This is a genomic window from Achromobacter sp. 10T422 (genome assembly GCF_056394065.1).
Window position 1 is genome coordinate 267,810 of sequence record NZ_JBFTHD010000002.1, and the last position, 18,053, is coordinate 285,862.

At 64.6% G+C, this 18,053-nt stretch carries 14 protein-coding genes; 11 read left to right on the forward strand and 3 right to left on the reverse strand.

Translation table 11 applies throughout. The features are described 5' to 3' along the window. Positions 1 to 78: 78 nt before the first annotated feature. Positions 79 to 741 carry a C40 family peptidase gene (locus tag AC1DB0_RS05390; protein WP_054423983.1) on the reverse strand — a complete coding sequence of 221 codons (663 nt, stop codon included), beginning with the start codon at positions 739 to 741 and terminating at the stop codon, positions 79 to 81. 219 nt (positions 742 to 960) lie between these two features. On the opposite strand from AC1DB0_RS05390, the gene AC1DB0_RS05395 reads away from it, so the two are divergent. The 6 genes from AC1DB0_RS05395 (at position 961) to ltaE (ending at position 9,138) form a co-directional block, all read left to right on the forward strand. After that, on the forward strand, positions 961 to 2,916 hold the full coding sequence (locus AC1DB0_RS05395; RefSeq protein WP_082387099.1) for a propionate--CoA ligase: 1,956 nt from the start codon (positions 961 to 963) through the stop codon (positions 2,914 to 2,916). After that, on the forward strand, positions 2,913 to 3,320 hold the full coding sequence (locus AC1DB0_RS05400) for a heme-binding protein (protein ID WP_006218075.1): 408 nt from the start codon (positions 2,913 to 2,915) through the stop codon (positions 3,318 to 3,320). Before AC1DB0_RS05395 ends, AC1DB0_RS05400 begins: the two co-directional genes overlap by 4 nt. Then, positions 3,317 to 4,660, forward strand: a complete 1,344-nt coding sequence (locus tag AC1DB0_RS05405) for an MFS transporter (RefSeq protein ID WP_476757693.1) — start codon at positions 3,317 to 3,319, stop codon at positions 4,658 to 4,660. Before AC1DB0_RS05400 ends, AC1DB0_RS05405 begins: the two co-directional genes overlap by 4 nt. Positions 4,661 to 5,027: 367 nt before the next feature. Then, positions 5,028 to 7,007, forward strand: a complete 1,980-nt coding sequence (gene acs, locus AC1DB0_RS05410; RefSeq protein WP_054423977.1) for an acetate--CoA ligase — start codon at positions 5,028 to 5,030, stop codon at positions 7,005 to 7,007. 126 nt (positions 7,008 to 7,133) lie between these two features. Then, positions 7,134 to 8,021 (forward strand): DMT family transporter, encoded by an 888-nt coding sequence (locus AC1DB0_RS05415; protein ID WP_156336619.1) that lies wholly within the window; start codon positions 7,134 to 7,136, stop codon positions 8,019 to 8,021. Between the two features lie 106 nt (positions 8,022 to 8,127). After that, entirely contained in the window at positions 8,128 to 9,138 is a 1,011-nt protein-coding gene (gene ltaE, locus AC1DB0_RS05420; protein WP_476757691.1) for a low-specificity L-threonine aldolase, read from the forward strand. 15 nt (positions 9,139 to 9,153) lie between these two features. On the opposite strand, the gene aptA is transcribed toward ltaE, so the two are convergent. Next, on the reverse strand, positions 9,154 to 10,479 hold the full coding sequence (aptA, locus tag AC1DB0_RS05425) for an omega-aminotransferase AptA (protein WP_454668423.1): 1,326 nt from the start codon (positions 10,477 to 10,479) through the stop codon (positions 9,154 to 9,156). 147 nt (positions 10,480 to 10,626) lie between these two features. After that, a complete protein-coding gene (locus tag AC1DB0_RS05430; RefSeq protein ID WP_476757690.1) occupies positions 10,627 to 11,508 on the reverse strand; it encodes a GntR family transcriptional regulator in 882 nt (293 codons plus the stop codon). A gap of 212 nt (positions 11,509 to 11,720) precedes the next feature. On the opposite strand from AC1DB0_RS05430, the gene AC1DB0_RS05435 reads away from it, so the two are divergent. From AC1DB0_RS05435 to AC1DB0_RS05455, 5 genes are read left to right on the forward strand one after another with little or no spacing between them, the layout of a single operon-like run. Continuing rightward, on the forward strand, positions 11,721 to 12,821 hold the full coding sequence (locus tag AC1DB0_RS05435; protein ID WP_476757918.1) for a C45 family autoproteolytic acyltransferase/hydolase: 1,101 nt from the start codon (positions 11,721 to 11,723) through the stop codon (positions 12,819 to 12,821). A gap of 21 nt (positions 12,822 to 12,842) precedes the next feature. Further along, on the forward strand, positions 12,843 to 14,438 hold the full coding sequence (locus AC1DB0_RS05440) for an ABC transporter substrate-binding protein (RefSeq protein ID WP_476757689.1): 1,596 nt from the start codon (positions 12,843 to 12,845) through the stop codon (positions 14,436 to 14,438). 6 nt (positions 14,439 to 14,444) lie between these two features. Next, positions 14,445 to 15,389, forward strand: a complete 945-nt coding sequence (locus AC1DB0_RS05445) for an ABC transporter permease (protein WP_054423966.1) — start codon at positions 14,445 to 14,447, stop codon at positions 15,387 to 15,389. A gap of 8 nt (positions 15,390 to 15,397) precedes the next feature. Beyond that, positions 15,398 to 16,234 (forward strand): ABC transporter permease, encoded by an 837-nt coding sequence (locus AC1DB0_RS05450; protein ID WP_476757688.1) that lies wholly within the window; start codon positions 15,398 to 15,400, stop codon positions 16,232 to 16,234. Next, positions 16,231 to 18,051, forward strand: coding sequence for a dipeptide ABC transporter ATP-binding protein (locus tag AC1DB0_RS05455; RefSeq protein WP_476757687.1), 1,821 nt, complete (start codon positions 16,231 to 16,233; stop codon positions 18,049 to 18,051). The genes AC1DB0_RS05450 and AC1DB0_RS05455 overlap by 4 nt, the downstream gene beginning before the upstream one ends. The last annotated feature ends 2 nt before the right edge of the window (positions 18,052 to 18,053 follow it).

Sequence of the window (18,053 nt, forward strand, 5' to 3'; positions counted from 1 at the left end):
AGACTGATGTCTGACGGCGTTTTGCTTTTGGGGGATGGCGCCTGGCGCATCGCTTCTGCGACGATGCCAGGAACCGAATCAGTTTGCGGCGCGGGCGGAAGCCATCAGGCTGTTGTCCAGGCGGCGGGCGCCGTTGTAGCGCTTGGTCCAGTAGGCCATGGTCATGCTTTCGACACGCACGACGCCACCGGCGCTGGGCGAGTGCACGAAGCGGTCGTCGCCCAGGTAGATGCCCACGTGCGAGTAGCGGCGGCCCATCGTGTTGAAGAAGACCAGGTCGCCGGCCTTGAGTTCGTTCTTGGCGACCGACACGCCTTGCTGGGCGATTTCGGCAGCGTTGCGCGGCAGCTTCAGGCCCAGCGAACGTTCGGCCGAGTAGGCGACGAGGCCGCTGCAATCGAAACCGGTGTCGGGGGTGCTGCCGCCGAAGCGGTAGCGGATGCCCAGGTAGTTCAGGGCTTCGCTGACCATGGCGTTGTCGCTGTTGACGCCCGATTGGGCTTGGCGTTGACGTTCGCGCTTGAATTTTTGCACCACCAGCATGCCGATGGGGTCATCGGCGGTGGCTACCCATTCCATTTCGTACGGATCAATCTCGGACGTATGGGCGGTTGACTTCTGGTTAGTGCCAGCACAACCTGCCAGGCCGGCCACACATGCCATCAACGCGAGCGTACGCAGCCCGCGCTTTGCCTGGCCAGTGGATGAATTGAATCGCGCGATTATGGAGTGTCGATGCATTCGCCTGGGATGACTTGCCGGATGACAGCAAAAACCACGGGATTAGCCGTGGATCGGGCCGAAATGTCAGCAAAATCAACAATTATCTACAACTTCGCGGGGATTCTACCAAACTTTCACTACCGTTCTTGGACAGATCGGTAATGATTCCATGCAGCGTGGACATTTGGCGGAACTTTTTGACTTGTGGCAAGCCTCGTGCAAGGTTCGCCTACCAGAATGACCAAAAGATTCGAGAAGAAATCAATCAGCCTTAAGGCGTATGAACAATACCAGGAGACACAAATGCAAAAAACCCGGGATTTCCATTACAGATCATTGCATGACCGCGATGCGTTCTGGCGCGAGGAGGCCGGGCGCGTGCATTGGGAGACGCCGTTTCAGTCTGTCCTGGATTTCTCCAAACCGCCATTCGCCAAGTGGTTTGTAGGCGGCAAGACCAATCTTTGCTACAACGCCGTCGACCGCTGGCTGCCCACGCAGGCTGACAAGCCCGCCTTGATCTGGGTGTCCACCGAGGTGGATCGCGAACAGATCTACACGCGCCAGGACATCTACGAAGAGGTCAACGCCGCAGCCGCCATGCTCAAGGAGCTGGGCGTGGGGCGGGGCGACCGGGTGCTGCTGTACATGCCGATGGTGCCGGAAGCGGTGTTCACGATGCTGGCCTGCGCCCGGATTGGCGCGGTGCACTCGGTGGTGTTCGGCGGCTTTGCGTCAGTCAACCTGGCCCAGCGCATCGACGACGCGGCGCCCAAGGTGGTGGTGTGCACGGATGGCGGGTCGCGCGGGGGCAAGGTCGTGCCGTACAAGCCCTTGCTTGACCGGGCGCTGGGGCTGGCAAAGTCGCCGCCTGCCGCCGTCGTCGTGTTTGACCGCGGCCTGGCGCCGTTTGAACCCGTGGCGGGCCGTGACCTGGACTACGCGACGTTGCGTGCGCGCCATCGCGGTGCGCGGGTGCCGGTGCAATGGCTGGAATCGTCCGAGCCCAGCTACATCCTCTATACGTCTGGCACCACCGGCAAGCCCAAGGGCGTGCAGCGCGACACGGGCGGTTATGCCGTGGCGCTGGCGTCGTCCATGGAATACCTGTTCAACGGCCGTGCGGGCGACACTTTTTTCTGCACCAGCGATATCGGCTGGGTGGTTGGCCACTCTTATATTGTGTATGGCCCCTTGATCGCCGGGCAGGCGACCGTGCTGTACGAAGGCACGCCCGTGCGCCCCGACGGCGCCATTCTGTGGAAGCTGGTGGAGCAGTTTGGCGTGAACACGCTGTTTTCGGCGCCAACGGCCGTGCGGGTGCTCAAACGTCAGGACCCGGCGCTGCTCAAGCGCCACGACGTCTCCAGCCTGCGCGCTGTGTACCTGGCGGGCGAGCCGCTGGATGAGCCGACCGCGCACTGGATTGCCGATGGCTTGGGCAAGCCCATCATCGACAACTACTGGCAGACCGAATCCGGCTGGCCCATTCTGTCGGCCCAGCCCGGCGTGGAGAACGTGCCCACCCGCTTTGGCAGCCCCTCGTTTCCCGTCTATGGATTCGACGCGCGCATTGTCAGCGAGTCCACCGGCGAAGACCTGGGGCCGGACGAAAAAGGCGTCGTGGCCATTGTGCCGCCCCTGCCGCCAGGCGCCATGTCCACCATCTGGGGCGATGACGAACGGTTTGTGCAGACCTATTTCACGTCCATCCCCGGGCGCCAGGTGTATTCGACCTTTGATTGGGGGCGGGTGGACGCCGACGGCTATTGGTTCATCCTGGGCCGCACCGATGATGTGATCAACGTGGCGGGCCACCGGCTGGGCACCCGCGAGATCGAAGAATCGGTCAACAGCCATAGCGGAATTGCGGAATGCGCGGTGGTGGGCGTGGCCGATGCGTTGAAGGGCCAGGTGGCCATGGCCTTCGCGGTGTTGAAGAATCCCGCCGGGGCCGAGACCGCCGAAGGGGCAAAGCAGCTGGAAGGCGATATCATGCGGCTGGTGGAAGATCAGCTGGGAGCGGTGGCTAGACCCGCCCGGATCCGATTTGTGGGCGCGTTGCCCAAGACCCGATCCGGCAAAGTCTTGCGCCGTGCGATCGTCGCCGTGTGCGAAGGCCGCGATCCCGGAGACCTGACGACCATTGAAGACCCAACCGCCCTGGAACAGATCAAGGAGTCGCTGCAATGAATACCAAACCCGTGCTGAGCGCCGAAGACGTCAAGAAGATCCTCGCCGCGGCCGAAGCACACGCCGTGCAAAACAAGTGGGCCGTGACCATTTCGGTGGTCGATGACGGTGGCCACCTGCTCGGCATGCTGCGTCTGGACGACGCCGCCCCGATCTCGGCGCACATTGCACCCGCCAAGGCCAAGACCGCCGCGCTGGGCCGCCGTGAATCGCGCATTTACGAAGAAATGATCAACAACGGCCGCGTGTCGTTCCTGTCGGCGCCGCTGATCGAAGGCATGCTGGAAGGCGGCGTGCCGGTTACCGTCAACGGCCATGTCGTGGGCGCAGTCGGCGTGTCGGGCGTGAAGTCGACCGAAGACGTGCTGATCGCGCAAGCTGGCATCGCCGCGCTGGGCCTGTGAGTCAGACGAACCTGCCGGAGCCGTCGCCTGACGGTTCCGCGCCGAACGCCGGGGACACGGGCGCAAGCCCGTTGAACCCTGGCGTGAAAAAACGCGAAGTCTGGGCCTGGGCCATGTACGACTTCGCGAATTCCGGCTACACCACCGTGATCCTCACGGCGGTGTTCAGCACCTATTTCGTTGGCGTGGTCGGTGGGCGCGCCCCATGGGCCACGCTGGCCTGGACCGCGGCGTTGTCGCTGTCCTATCTGCTCATCATGCTGACGATGCCCACGCTGGGCGCGCGCGCGGACGCAAACGGCAGCAAGCGCCGCCTGCTTTACACCAGCACCGTCGGCTGCGTGGCGGCCACGCTGGTGTTGACGCAAGCGGGGCCAGGCGATGTCTGGCTGGCATTGGCCGCCATCGTCGTCTCCAACTATTGCTACTGCGTGGGGGAATCCGTGGTGGCCGCCTTCCTGCCTGAACTGGCCCGGCCGCAAGCGCTGGGGCGGGTGTCGGGCTGGGGCTGGAGCTTCGGTTATTTCGGCGGCATGCTCACGCTGGGGCTGTCGCTGGTTGTGGTGACGCAGGCCGAAGCGCGTGGCATGACGGCGGAACATTTCGTGCCGTGGGTCATCGTCGTCACGGCCACCGTCTTTGCGCTGGCCGCGCTGCCGTCTTTCTTCATGCTGAAGGAACGCACGCGCCCGCAGGCAGACAAGCCCGAAGCGCTGCACATGCTCAAACGACTGGCTTATGCGTGGCGCGAGACCGGGCAGCACTATCCCGAATTCCGCCGGCTGCTGATGTGCATCGCCTGCTATCAGGCGGGCATTGCGGTGGTGATCACGCTGGCCGCGGTCTACGCGTCCGAGGTCATGGGGTTCACCACGCCGCAGATCATGCTGCTGGTGTTCACGGTGAACATCGGCGCAGCGGTGGGCGCGTTTTCATTCGGCTATGTGCAAGACCGCATCGGCCATAAGCCCGCGCTGGCCATTACCTTGTGTGGCTGGATCGTGATGGTGCTGGTGGCGTACGCGGCCACGACCGCGCCCGTGTTCTGGGTGGCCGCCACCTTGGCCGGGCTGTGCATGGGCACGACCCAAAGCGCGGGCCGCGCCATGACCGGCGCGCTGGCGCCTGCCGGACGCCTGGCCGAGTTCTTCTCGCTGTGGACCTTTGCGGTGCAATTGGCCGCTGTCATTGGTCCGCTGACCTACGGCATGGTGACGTGGCTGACGCACGGCGATCATCGCCTGGCCATCCTGGTGACGGGCCTGTTCTTCGTGGGCGGACTCATCCTCTTGTCGCGCGTAGACATGAAGCGCGGCCTGGCCCGCCGCGCCGCGATCTGATCGTCATTTGATCTTGATGTGATCTTCATCTGATCTTCACGCGCGCCCAGTGCCGCGCGCCTGATCGGGCTGCTATCCTTATGAACTGCCTTCGAGGCATCGCGTGCAGCACGCGATGCCTCAAGCTGTTTGCTTTGCACTGCTATGCAGGTGCGTTGTTTGCTTGTTGTGCCGCTTGAGTCAACGCCGTTTCGGCGTGTTTGCCTTAAGTCCGCATCGTCAGGTTGCTGCGTTCAGGCGGGTTTGCGGGCTCCGGCCCGCATTTTGCGTAAGGTGCCCGTAAGAGCGTGGCGATACGGTGGTGGGTGAATAAGAAAAGTGCAAAACAGCGGCATCAACAACAAAATCACCGATTGGAGACAAGATCATGTCGAATGCTATTGAGTCCGTACTGGTAGAAACCCGCGTCTTCCCGCCGCCCGAGCGTGCGGCGCAGGGCGCGGCGATTCCCAGCATGGACGCCTATAACGCGCTGTGCGCCCAGGTCGAGAACGATTTCGATGGCTTCTGGGCCGGTCAGGCCCGCGACAACCTGCAATGGACCAAGCCGTTCACGCAGGTGCTGGACGAATCCGACGCCCCGTTCTACCGCTGGTTCGGCGATGGCGAACTGAACGTCTCCGCCAACTGCCTGGACGTGCACCTGACCAACGGCAACGCCGACAAGACCGCCATCATCTTCGAAGGCGATGACGGCACGGTGAACAAGGTCAGCTACCGCGAACTGCTGGCGCGCGTGTGCCGCTTCGCCAATGGCTTGAAGGCACTGGGCTACAAGAAGGGCGACCGCGCCATCATCTACATGCCCATGTCGATTGAAGCCGTCGTGGCCATGCAGGCCTGCGCGCGCTTGGGCGTGACGCACTCGGTGGTGTTCGGCGGCTTTTCGGCCAAGAGCCTGCAAGAACGCATCGTGGACGTGGGCGCGTCGCTGGTCATCACGGCTGATGAACAGGTGCGCGGCGGCAAGACCATTCCGCTGAAACCCGCCGTGGAAGACGCCATCGCCATGGGCGGTTGCGAGGCCATCTCCAAAGTCATCGTGTACCGCCGCACCGGCGGCAAGGTGGCATGGAACGAAGGCCGCGATCTCTGGATGCATGACGTCGAGGCCAACCAGCCCGACACCTGCGAGCCTGTGCCGGTCAACGCCGAGCACCCGCTCTTCATTCTTTACACCTCCGGCTCCACGGGCAAACCCAAGGGCGTGCAGCATTCGTCGGCAGGCTATCTGCTGTGGGCGCTGCTGACGGTGAAGTGGACCTTCGACGCCCGCAAGGACGACGTCTACTGGTGCACGGCCGACGTGGGCTGGGTGACCGGCCACACCTACATCACCTACGGCCCGCTGGCCGCCGGCCTGACGCAGGTGGTGTTCGAAGGCGTGCCCACGTATCCCAACGCCGGCCGCTTCTGGGACATGATCGCGCGCCACAAGGTCACCACCTTCTACACCGCGCCGACCGCCATTCGTTCGCTGATCAAGGCGTCCGAAGCCACGCCCGACGCGCATCCGAAGAATTACGATCTGGACAGCCTGCGCATCATCGGCACGGTGGGTGAACCAATCAACCCCGAGGCCTGGATCTGGTATCACAAGAACGTCGGCCGCGAACGCTGCCCGATCGTCGATACGTGGTGGCAGACCGAAACCGGCGGCCACATGATCACGCCGCTGCCGGGCGCCACGCCGACCAAGCCGGGCTCGTGCACGCTGCCGCTGCCGGGCATCGCCGCCGCCATCGTCGATGAAACCGGGGGCGACGTCGAAAAGGGCAATGGCGGGTTCCTGGTCATCAAGCGCCCGTGGCCCGCGATGATCCGCAACATCTGGGGCGACCCGGAACGCTTCAAGAAGAGCTATTTCCCGTCGGAACTGCGCGGTTACTACCTGGCCGGCGACGGCGCGCAACGCGACGCGGACGGCTATTTCTGGATCATGGGCCGCATCGACGACGTGCTGAACGTGTCGGGCCACCGTCTGGGCACGATGGAAGTGGAATCGGCGCTGGTGTCGCACGAGCTGGTGGCTGAAGCCGCCGTGGTCGGCCGCCCCGACGACACGACCGGCGAAGCCGTGGTGGCGTTTGTGGTGCTCAAGCAGGCGCGCCCGGAAGGCGAAGAGGCGCAAGCCATCGCCAAGCTGCTGCGCGACTGGGTGGCCAAGGAAATCGGCCCCATCGCCAAGCCCAAGGACATCCGCTTTGGCGACAACCTGCCCAAGACGCGTTCGGGCAAGATCATGCGCCGCCTGCTGCGTGTCGTGGCCAAGGGCGAGGAAGTCACGCAAGACGTGTCCACGCTTGAAAATCCGGCCATTCTGGAGCAGCTGGCCAAGCCCTTGTAATCACATCTGGCCATGAATGGCCCGTTACGCTCTTTATGACAGGAGCATAATGTCAGACGCCCGCACCGGTTAATCGCTGGTCCGGGCGTCTTTTCTTTTCCCCCCTTACAAGACGGAGCCATGGAAGTGAGCCGCAGCAGTTTCGATCGCGCAGGGCTAGCCCTGATGTTCAGCACCATCGTGGTCTGGGCGGGCAGTTGGATCGCGATGAAACTGATCGTGCCTTACATCGGCCCCTTCGACTTCGTGGCGTTGCGCTACGTGGTGGGCAGCCTGGTGCTGTTCGCGATGGCCATCGTCACCCGGCGTCCGCTGGGCATGCCGCCCTGGAAGCTGACCCTGCTGATCGGCCTGACGCAGACAGCGGGCTTTCAGGGTTTCGTCCAGACCGCGCTGGTGTCGGGCGGCGTGGGCAAGGTGTCGCTGATGGCGTACACGATGCCGTTCTGGGTGGTGCTGTTTGCATGGTGGCTGCTGGGCGAGCGCCCGTCGATTCGTCACGGCCTGGGCATCGGCCTGGCCGCCATCGGACTGGTCTGCTTTGTGGAACCCTGGAATGGGCTGGGCGATATCCGGCCCGTACTCTTGGGCCTGGGCAGCGGCTTGTGCTGGGGTATTGGCACGGTGCTGTCCAAGCGCATGTTCGAGCGCCACGCGCCGGACGTGATGACGTTTACCGCCTGGCAGATGTTGTTTGGCGGGCTGGTCATGGTGCCTGTGGCCTATCTGGTTCCGCAGATAACGGCGCAGTGGGGCTGGCAGCTGTGGACGGGCATGACCTATATCGTGCTGATCGCCACGGCGGCGGGCTGGCTGCTGTGGTTGCAGGTGGTGCGCCGCGTGCCCGCGTCGATTGCCGGGCTGTCGAGTCTTGGCGTGCCGGTTGTGGCCATGCTGCTGGCGTGGGTGGTCCTGTCCGAACGCCCCTCGATGGGGGAGCTGGGCGGCATGGTGCTGATCCTGGCCGGCATATTTGTTGTGAGCCGTGCCGCGCCTGCCGCGCGTTCATCCTGATTTCGCATCCTGATTCTGCACGCTGATTGCGCCTCTGCATTCCGCCATTGCATTCCGCCATTGCATTCCGCCTCTGAATCCTCTTCTATTTCCCCAAGGACTTCCCATGATTGATCTGCGTAGCGACACTGTCACCCGGCCATCCGCGGCCATGTTGCAGGCGATGGTTTCCGCCCCGTTGGGTGACGACGTGATGGGCGACGACCCCACCGTGATCCGCTTGCAGTCGGCGGTGGCTGAGCGTGCCGGCAAGGCGGCCGGCCTGTTCTTCCCGTCTGGCACGCAAAGCAATCTGGCGGCGCTGATGGCGCATTGCGACCGGGGCGACGAATACCTGGTGGGCCAGCTGGCGCACACCTACAAGTACGAAGGCGGCGGCGCGGCAGTGTTGGGCAGCATTCAGCCCCAGCCGATCGAACACGCGGAAGACGGCTCGCTGCCGCTGGAAAAGTTGGCTGCGGCGGTCAAGCCTGAGGGTGACCCGCACTTCGCCCGTACGCGTTTGCTGGCCTTGGAGAACACCTTCCACGGCAAGCTGATTCCGGCCAGCTACATTCAGGCCGCAACCGACTGGGCGCGTTCGGTGGGCCTGGGCACGCACCTGGATGGCGCGCGCGTGTTCAACGCGGCCGTGGCCAGCGGCAAGCCCTTGGCTGATATGTGCGAGCCGTTCGACTCGGTCTCTATCTGTTTTTCGAAAGGGTTGGGTGCGCCGGTGGGTTCGGTGCTGGTGGGCAGCCAGGGGCTGATTTCGCGCGCGCGCCGCTGGCGCAAGATGCTGGGCGGCGGCCTGCGCCAGTCGGGCGTGCTGGCGGCGGCGTGCCTGTATGCGTTGGAGCACAACGTGGACCGGCTGGCCGACGACCACGCCAATGCCCGTGCCTTGGCCGAGGGCTTGCGCGGCATTCGTGGCGTCAAGGTGCTGAGCCAGGACACGAACATGCTGTTCGTGCAATTCGAACCGGCCCGCTGTAATGCCTTGACGGCCGCACTCGCCAATGAAGACATCCTGTTGCGCGCGGTTTATGACGGCCCGACGCGCCTGGTCACGCACCTGGATGTGTCCGCTGGCGATGTGCAGCGGGTCATCCAGGCGGTGGCGAAGCACCTTCGCTGAACGGCGGCCGGCCCTTCAGGCGCTGGCGCGCAACACGTCCGCCAGCACTGAGAACAGCTCGTCGATCTGAGCGCGCTCGATGATCAGCGGCGGCGACAGCAGCATGGTGTCGCCCGCCGACCGGATCAGGCAGCCGCGTTCCAGGCAGGCGTTGTGCACGGCATAGGCGCGCTGGCCGGGCTGGCCTTCCAGCGGTGCAAGCTCGATGGCGGCCAGCAGGCCGATGTTGCGGATGTCGACCACATGCGGCAGCCCCTTCAGGCTGTGCGCCGCGTCCTCCCAGTACCGCGACAACTCCTGGCTGCGTTGGAACAAGCCTTCGCGGCGGCAGATCTCCAGCGTGGCCAGCCCGGCGGCGCAGGCCACCGGATGGCCCGAATACGTATAGCCGTGCGATAGCTCGATGGCGCTTTCCGGCCCTTGCATGAAGGCGTCGTACACGTGCTGGCGCACCAGCGTGGCGCCCATCGGAATGGCGCCGTTGGTCAGGCCCTTGGCGCTGGTGATGATGTCGGGCGTGACGCCGAAGTACGGCGACGCGAAGGCGCCGTCGATACGGCCAAACGCGCAAATCACTTCATCGAAAATCAGCAGGATGCCGTGCGCGTCGCAGATTTCGCGCAGCCGTTGCAGATAGCCGCGCGGCGGCACGATGACGCCCGTGGAACCCGCTACCGGTTCAACGATGACGGCGGCGATGGTCGATGCGTCATGCAGGGCCACGATGCGTTCCAGCGTGTCGGCCAGGTGGGCGCCCCAGTCCGGCTGACCGCGCGTGTAAGCCATCTGCTGGCGGTCATAGGTGTGCGGCAGGTGGTCCACATAAGGCAGCAGATTGCCGAAGGGCTTGCGATGCCCGGCAATCCCCGACACCGACAAGCCGCCGAAGCCCACGCCGTGATACGACCGTTCGCGCCCGATCAGCCGCACGCGCTGGCTCTGGCCGCGTGCGCGGTGATAGCCCAGCGCAATCTTCAGGGCGGTGTCCACCGCCTCCGATCCGGAGTTGGAAAAGAACACGTTGGAAAAGCCGGCGGGCGCTTCCTCGCACAACGCATCGGCCAGTTCGAAGGCCAGCGGGTGGCTCATCTGGAACGAGGGCGCGTAATCCAGTTCATACGCCGTGCGCGAAATGGCCTCCACGATTTCCGGGCGCCGATGGCCCGCGTTCACGCACCACAGGCCCGCAATGCCATCCAGCACGCGGCGGCCGTCAGGGCGGATGTAGTGCATGCCTTCGGCGGCGGCAAACAGAACCGGATTGCGCTTGACCCGCCGGTTGGCAGTGAACGGCATCCAGTAGGCGTCGGAATGAGAGGGAAGGGTGGGGGTTGAAGACATGACGATCCTGCTTTGGGGTAAGTTCAGGTTCGGCTATTTTGTATTAAAGAAACTATAAATACAATACTGGCAGTCAGGCATCCGGTGCGTACAGGCGTGCGCCATCCTGCCCGGCCAGAGGGGCGGGCAGGTCAAATCGCAGGGGAATCAGGAGGCTTGGAGCGACGTCTTCAGGTGGCGCCGCATCAGTTGCGCCGCCCATTCCTGGTCGCCGGCTTCCAGCGCTTCGATGATTTGCAGGTGTTCGTTGCTGGAGTTCACGAAGCGGGCGTCGCGATAGAACGCCGCGTGTTCTTCCAGACGGCGCAATTGATTCTGTTGCTGCACCGCTTGCAGGATGTAGCGGTTGCCCGAGAAGCGCGCCAGCAATTCGTGGAACGACGCATTCAGGCCGAAGAACTCGGTGGCCGAGATGCCGGCATCGTCGCGCTGAATCAGGGCTTCGTGCGCGGCGCGCATGCGCGCAAGCGCCGCCTTGTCTACGCGGAAAGTGGGTTCCAGCAGGCCCGCGCATTCGATCGTCATGCGGAAACGGTAGCTCTCGCTAAGCGCCTCGGCGCTTTCCAGCGATGGCGCGAACTGCCATCCGTGCCCTTTGCGTTTTTCGATCAGCCCATCTGCCGACAGTTGCAGCAAGGTCTTGGCGAGCACGCTGCGCGGCACGTCATAGCGTTGGAGCAGATCGCGTTCGGTAAAGGTTTCGGGCAGCCCGCGCGCGGCGCGGTCATCGATCAGCCGGCGGGTCAGCTCGTCTTGCGACGGGCCTGCTCCTTCGATGGCGGGCGCCGATCCCGCCGCGTGTTCCGCCACCGTGTAACCGCTGTTCGGCCGGTGCGTGATCAGGCCCTGGGCGGCCAGCAGCCGCAGCGCGCCGCGCACCGGCGTGCGCGATACCTCATAGGCCGCGGCCAGGGTTTCTTCAGACAGGTGGTCGCCCGGCTGGTGCCGCCGCGCCACGATGTCTTCCGCAATATGGCGCGCCAGGTCGACTTGCAGCGGCGTGGGGCGAGCAGGGGCGGCGGTGGACATGGCGCGTGGGGAGGTGGCGTGGGCAGCAAAGGAAGAATGTTACTTGAGACCCGCACTTGGGAACCGTAGTGGATACCGCTCTTTTTCGGTCAGGCTGGGCAAACCCTAATATTGAACTTTTATCTATATTAGTACAAAATCTGGCCGTCGATTCTGACCGTTTTCTTGCAGGCCGCTTGGCCGGCCTTACTCGGAGTGTTGCGAGCGTGACAATGCCTACCCCGTTTCCCCTGGTCGACGTCCAGGGCAGTGCTTATGAACGTGGCCGCCAGCATGGCGCCGCCGTGCCGGAGCGCGTGGCGCGCAGCGTGGCCTTGTACCGGGGCCAGCTGGAGCGCCGTGGCGTGAGCGCGGCCCGTCTGAAGGAACTGGCCGCCGCGATGGTGCCGGTGGTGGGGGACTACGACGCCGCCTATCTGGAAGAGCTGCGCGGCATTGCCGACGGGGCGGGCCAGACGTTGGAAGACGTGGTGGTGATCAACTGCCGCACCGAAATGATGTTCGGCCACGCCGAGCTGGGCCGTGCCAGAAAAGGGCTGGACGATGGCTGCACTGGCCTCATCGTGCTGCCCGAAGCCGCGGCGGGCGGCAAGCTGATGCATGCGCATAACTGGGACTGGCGTGAAGAATGCGTCGACACCGGCATCGTGCTGCGCATGCGCCGCGAAGACGGCCCCGACCTGCTGATGTTCACCGAAGCGGGCAGCCTGGCGCGCCACGGCTTCAACAGCGCGGGCGTATCGCTATCGGGCAATTTCCTGTCCTGCGAGCAGGACTACCAGCGCCCGGCCGACGTGCCGCTGGTGCTGGTGCGCCGCAAGATGCTGGAATCCACCAACATTTGCAACGCCATGAAAGTGCTGTGGGCGTCGCGCCGCTTCTGCTCCAACAACCTGATGCTGGCGCAGGCTCAAGGCGAGGCCGTGGACCTGGAGTGCGCGCCCGACGAAATCTTCTGGATCACGCCCGAAGACGGCCTGCTGGTGCACGCCAACCATTGGGTGAGCCCGCCCGCACGCGCCAAGCTGTTCGACAAGGGGCTGGCCGCCAACCCCGATTCCATCTACCGCCAGCGGCGCGTGCAAGCCATGCTGGCCCGCGCCCAAGGCAGCGTTGACTGGGACACCGTCAAACGCATTCTGGCGGACGACTTCGCCGCGCCCGATGGCGTGCTGCGTTCGCCCAAGGCCGCCAGCTTCGACAGCATTTCGGCCACGGTGGCCACCACCCTCATGGAGCCGGAAAGTGGCGTGATGTGGATCGCGCGCAAGCCCTATGAAGGCCGCAACTTCGTTGAGTACCGGCTGTTCTGAGCCGCGCTTTAAGGACATTCCATGACTCTGCAAGCCTTGCGCGTAAAGCGCGTGCTGATGTTATCCGCAGCCCTGGCCGGCGCCTTCACGGGCCTGCCGGGGCTGACCCAAACCCCAGCGCAACCCCAAGCGCAAACCCCGGCCCCCATGCCCGAGATCCGCTATGCGGAAGGCTCGGGCACGCCGACGTCCGTGCCGGGCGGCCGCTCGCGCAACACCTCCACCGACAACGTGCTGGCGCATGTGGTTGAAGCGCTGGTCGCGTTGCGTGCCGACATGAGCGTGGCGCCGATGCTGGCCGACAGCTGGACGCTGTCCGCCGACAAGCGCAGCTACACCTTCACGTTGCGCCCCGGCGTGACGTTCCATGACGGCTCTCCCATGACCTCGGCCGACGTCAAATGGAGCTACGACTACCTGACTGGCGCAAAGTCCGAGTACAGCTGCAAGAACCTGTACGACGGCACCAAGGGCGCCAAGGTCGTCGGCGTGGAAACGCCCGACGCGGCCACCGTCGTGTTCAAACTGGACCAGCCTTACGCGCTGTTCCTGGATCAGATGGCCAGTGTGCAATGCCCGATGCCCGTGCTCAGCCCGAAAAGCGTGGGCGCCGACGGCAACTGGGTCAAGCCGGTCGGCACCGGCCCGTACGTGCTGGCCGAATGGAAGAAAGAGCAATACGTCCTGTTGACGCCGTACGCGGGCTATAAACCGCGCAGCGAAGCGGCCAGCGGCATGGCCGGCAAGAAAACGGCATCGGCGAATGTGCGCTTCGTGGTGATTCCCGACGCGGCCGCGCAGAAGGCGGCGCTGATGGCGGGCCAGGTCGATGCCTACAACGCCGACGAAGACAATCTGCCCGCCAAAGACCCGCGCTGGAACATCGTCACCGAGCAAGGGCTGGACACCGTCAACCTGCTGATGCAGACGCGCGCGCCGTTGCTGTCGGATGCGAACATGCGCCGCGCGATTGCGCTGGCGCTGGATTTTCCGGCCATCGCCCGCGCGTTGAACAACGGCCAGGCCGCCTACAACCCGTCGCTGGTGCCGGCGGCAAGCCTCTATTACTCGGACGCTGACCGCGCGGGCTACGAAAAGAATCTGAAAGAGGTCAAGCGCCTGCTGGAGGCCGCCGGCTACCGCGGCGAACCGTTGAAGCTGCAAGCCAACAAGCGCTACCCGTACCTGTATCGCGTGGCGGTCGTCACGCAGCAATTGCTGAACAAGGCCGGCATCAAGACCGAGCTGGACATGTTGGAGTGGGGCACGCAGGTGACGAATTTTCGCGAAGGCAAATTCCAGTTGATGGCGTTCGCCTATTCCGCGCGCACCGAGCCCGCGCTGATGTTCCGCGACGTGATCGGCGACAAGGCGAAGACGCCCATGGCGCAATGGGAAAGCCCCGAAGCCGCCGCCATTCTGGAAGGCATCGAAGCCGAATCCGACCCGGCTGTGCGCAAGCAGGCGTTCGACAAGCTGCACACGCTGATGCTGCGCGATACGCCGCTCTTGATGTACTACAACAAGCCGGGCTATGTCGTTGTGTCGAGCCAGTTGCACGGCTTTACTGGCTGGCCGCTGCGCAAGCCGCGTTTTTTCAACGTCACCAAGAACTGAGGCGCCGTGCTGGGCTATCTAACGAAGCGCATCGCGGCGGCGGTGCCCACGGTCATCGTGGTGACGGTGCTGGTGTTCGCGATGATCCGCGCCATTCCCGGAGACCCGGCGTCGCTGATGCTGGGCGACATCGACAACCCCGCGCTGCTGGCCGAAATGCGCCACGCGCTGGGGCTGGACCAGCCGGTGGCCAAGCAGTTCCTGATCTGGGTCACGAACGCGTTCCAGGGGGATCTGGGCATGTCGATCGCCCGGCGCGAACCTGTCATGCATCTGGTGTTGACGCATTTTGCGGTGACGGCGCAGGTGGTGTTGACGGCCACTTTGCTGGCCTGCCTGGTGGCCATTCCCGCCGGCATGATCGCGGCGTGGCGGCAGAACCGGCGCGCCGATACGGCCATCGTGTCCACCTCCATTCTGTTCGTGTCCATGCCCAGCTTCTGGGTGGGCATCCTCTTGATCTGGCTGTTCGGCGTAAAGCTGAATTGGCTGCCGGTGTATGGCTTTGAATCCCTGGCGCAAGGCGGCGTGGGGGCGCTGAAGTATCTGGTGCTGCCCGTATGCGCGATCGTGCTGACGGAAATTGCGGCCATCACGCGGATGATGCGCGCCAGCACCATTGAAACGCTGCGGCTGGAATACGTGGCGCATGCGCGCGCCAAGGGCCTGCCTGAGAAGCGCGTGATGCTGCGCCACGTGCTGCCGAATTCTTTCGGCCCCACGCTGACGGTCATCGGCTTGATGCTGGGCCATCTGCTGTCGGGCGCGGCGGTCATCGAAACCGTGTTCACCTTGCCCGGCATCGGCCGGCTGCTGGTGGAAAGCATCTATGCGCGGGACTACCCCGTGGTGCAGGGCTGCCTGCTGTTTATTGCGTTGTTGTACGTGGCGGTGAATCTGGTGGTGGATCTGCTGTATCCGCTGTTCGACCCGCGCGTGAAGCTTCAATAGGAACCGTCATGACGGGTATCAAACCGGGTTTCAAACACACCAACGCCGTCCTGGGCGGCGTGTTGGTCGGGGGCGTGGTGCTGCTGGCGCTGGTCGGGCTGGTGTACACGCCGCACGATCCGCTGGAAGGCGACCTGCTGGCGCGCTTTTCGCCGCCGTCGGCAGAGTATTGGCTGGGCACCGACGAGTTCGGCCGTGATGTGCTGTCGCGGCTGATGGCGGGCGCGGGCGTCAGCGTGGCGGTGAGCGTGTTTTCGGTGTTGCTGGCGCTGGTGCTGGGCACGACGATTGGCGTTGCCGCGGGCTATGCGGGCGGCTGGGTGGATCGCGGCATCAGCGTGGTGGTCGAGTCGATGATGGCGTTTCCCGGCTTGCTGTTGGCGCTGGGCATCATGACGGTGCTCGGCCCGTCGAAGTGGGGCGTCGTTCTGGCGCTGGGCCTGGCGTATTCGCCGTCGGTGTCGCGCATTGCACGCGGCGCGGCGTTGTCACTGCGGCAGCGCGACTTCGTCATCGCGTCGCGCGCCACGGGGCATAGCGGCTTGTGGACGGTGTTTCGCCATGTGCTGCCCAACTGCGTGGCGCCTTTGCTGATTTTTGCGACGTCGATTTTCGGCTCGGCGCTGTTGGCGGAGAGCGCGCTGTCCTTTCTGGGCCTGGGCGTGCCGCCGCCGCTGGCCACTTGGGGCGGCATGCTGTCCGAAAGCCGCAACGCCATGGACCAGGCGATCTGGCTGGCGCTGTTTCCCGGCGCGATGATTTCGTTGAGCTTGCTGGGCATCAACTTGCTGGGCGATGCCGTGCGCGACCGGCTGGACCCCCGCATGCGTGGAGTGATGGCATGAACGCTCGTGGCTTGAACCCTGGCGCGACCACCGAGCCTCTGCTGGCCGTCCGCGATCTTGAAATCCGCTTTCCCGGCAAGCGCGACGCCGCGCCCGTCGTCAACCGCGTGTCGTTCGACCTGCACGCGGGCGAATCGTTGTCCATCGTGGGCGAATCCGGCAGCGGCAAGACGCTGATCGGCAAGGCGCTGTTGGGCTTGTTGCCGGACGCCGCGCGCATCACCCACGGCCGGGCATTGTTCGACGGAAAAGACGTGCTGCCGCAAAGCGCACGCGATTGGCAGGCCACGCGCGGCACCGGGATCGGCATGGTGTTCCAGGAACCGATGGTGTCCTTGAACCCGGCGTTTCGCGTGGGCGAACAATTGATCGAAGCGCTGGTCTTGCGCCGAGGCATGACGCGTCGCGCGGCGTGGGATGCGGCCATCCAGATGCTTGAACGCGTGCGGGTGCGCGATGCGCGCGATTGCATGAAGCGGTATCCCCACGAGTTCTCTGGCGGCATGCGGCAGCGCATTCTGCTGGCGGGTGTGATGCTGTTGAAACCCCGCTTGCTGATTGCCGATGAGCCCACCACGGCGTTGGATTGCGTCGTGCAAAAGGAAGTGCTGGACCTGATGGTCGAGCTGACGCGCGAGCAAGGCACGGCGCTGATCTTCATCAGCCACAACCTGGCGCTGGTGGCCGCTTACACGCAGCGCGTGCTGGTGATGTGCCGGGGCCGCGCGGTGGAAATGGGCGAGGTGTCGCAAGTGCTGTCGCGTCCGGCGGACCCGTACACCTTGAGCCTGCTGGATGCGCTGCCCAAGCGCGGCCCGGCGCGCGCACCCGTAACCGCTGCGCCGATTCTGCAAGTGGAGCGCTTGGCGATCGACTACGCCGTGCGTGGCGGCTGGCGCCGCAAGCGCACCGTGCGCGCCGTGCATCAGGCGAGCTTTCAGGTGGCCCCGGGCGAGACGCTGGCCATTGTTGGCGAATCGGGCAGCGGCAAGACCACTGTCATGATGTCGATTCTGGGCCTGGTGCCGCAGGCGCAGGGGCGCATTGCGCTGGATGGCCAAGCGTTGCCGCCTGGCGGCGAGGGCAGCATCTGGCGCACGGCGCGCCGCCGCATCCAGATGGTGTTCCAGGACCCGTACTCGTCGCTCGATCCGCGCATGACCATCGGCGCGCTGGTGGGCGAGGGGCTGCGGCTGGAGGCGGGCATCACGCCAGATGCCCGGAAACAGCGCGTGGATCAGGCGTTGCGCGATGTGGGCTTGGCCGACGGCTATGCCGAGCGCTATGCGCATGAGCTGTCGGGCGGGCAACGCCAGCGCGTTGCGATTGCGCGGGCGCTGGTGATGCGGCCGGAAGTGATCATCGCGGATGAACCCGTGTCGGCGCTGGACGTGACCGTGCAGAAGCAGGTGCTGGAAACGCTGATGTCTTTGCAGCGTTCCTATGGCTTTGCCTGCCTGCTGATCTCGCACGATCTGGGCGTGGTTGAGCAGATCGCTGACCGCGTGGTGGTTATGTTGCGCGGGCATATCGTCGAGGAAGGATCGCGCGACGAAGTGTTCGATCATCCGACGCATCCGTACACGCGCCGGCTGTTGCAGGCCGTGCCCGAATTGCGCGGCAATGCGGCGGAGGGATTCCGTGTGGAAGTGCGCGACCTGCCTGCTGGTGCGCGCCGCGCCGATGCGGACTACTTTGATCCGTCCCACAACGCGGACGTGGCCGCGCCCGCCATGACAGCGGTGGCGGCATCCGGCGCCACGCATCGCGTTGCGCTGGCTGCCAGCGTGGCGTTGGCCGAAACGGTAGCAGCCTGACG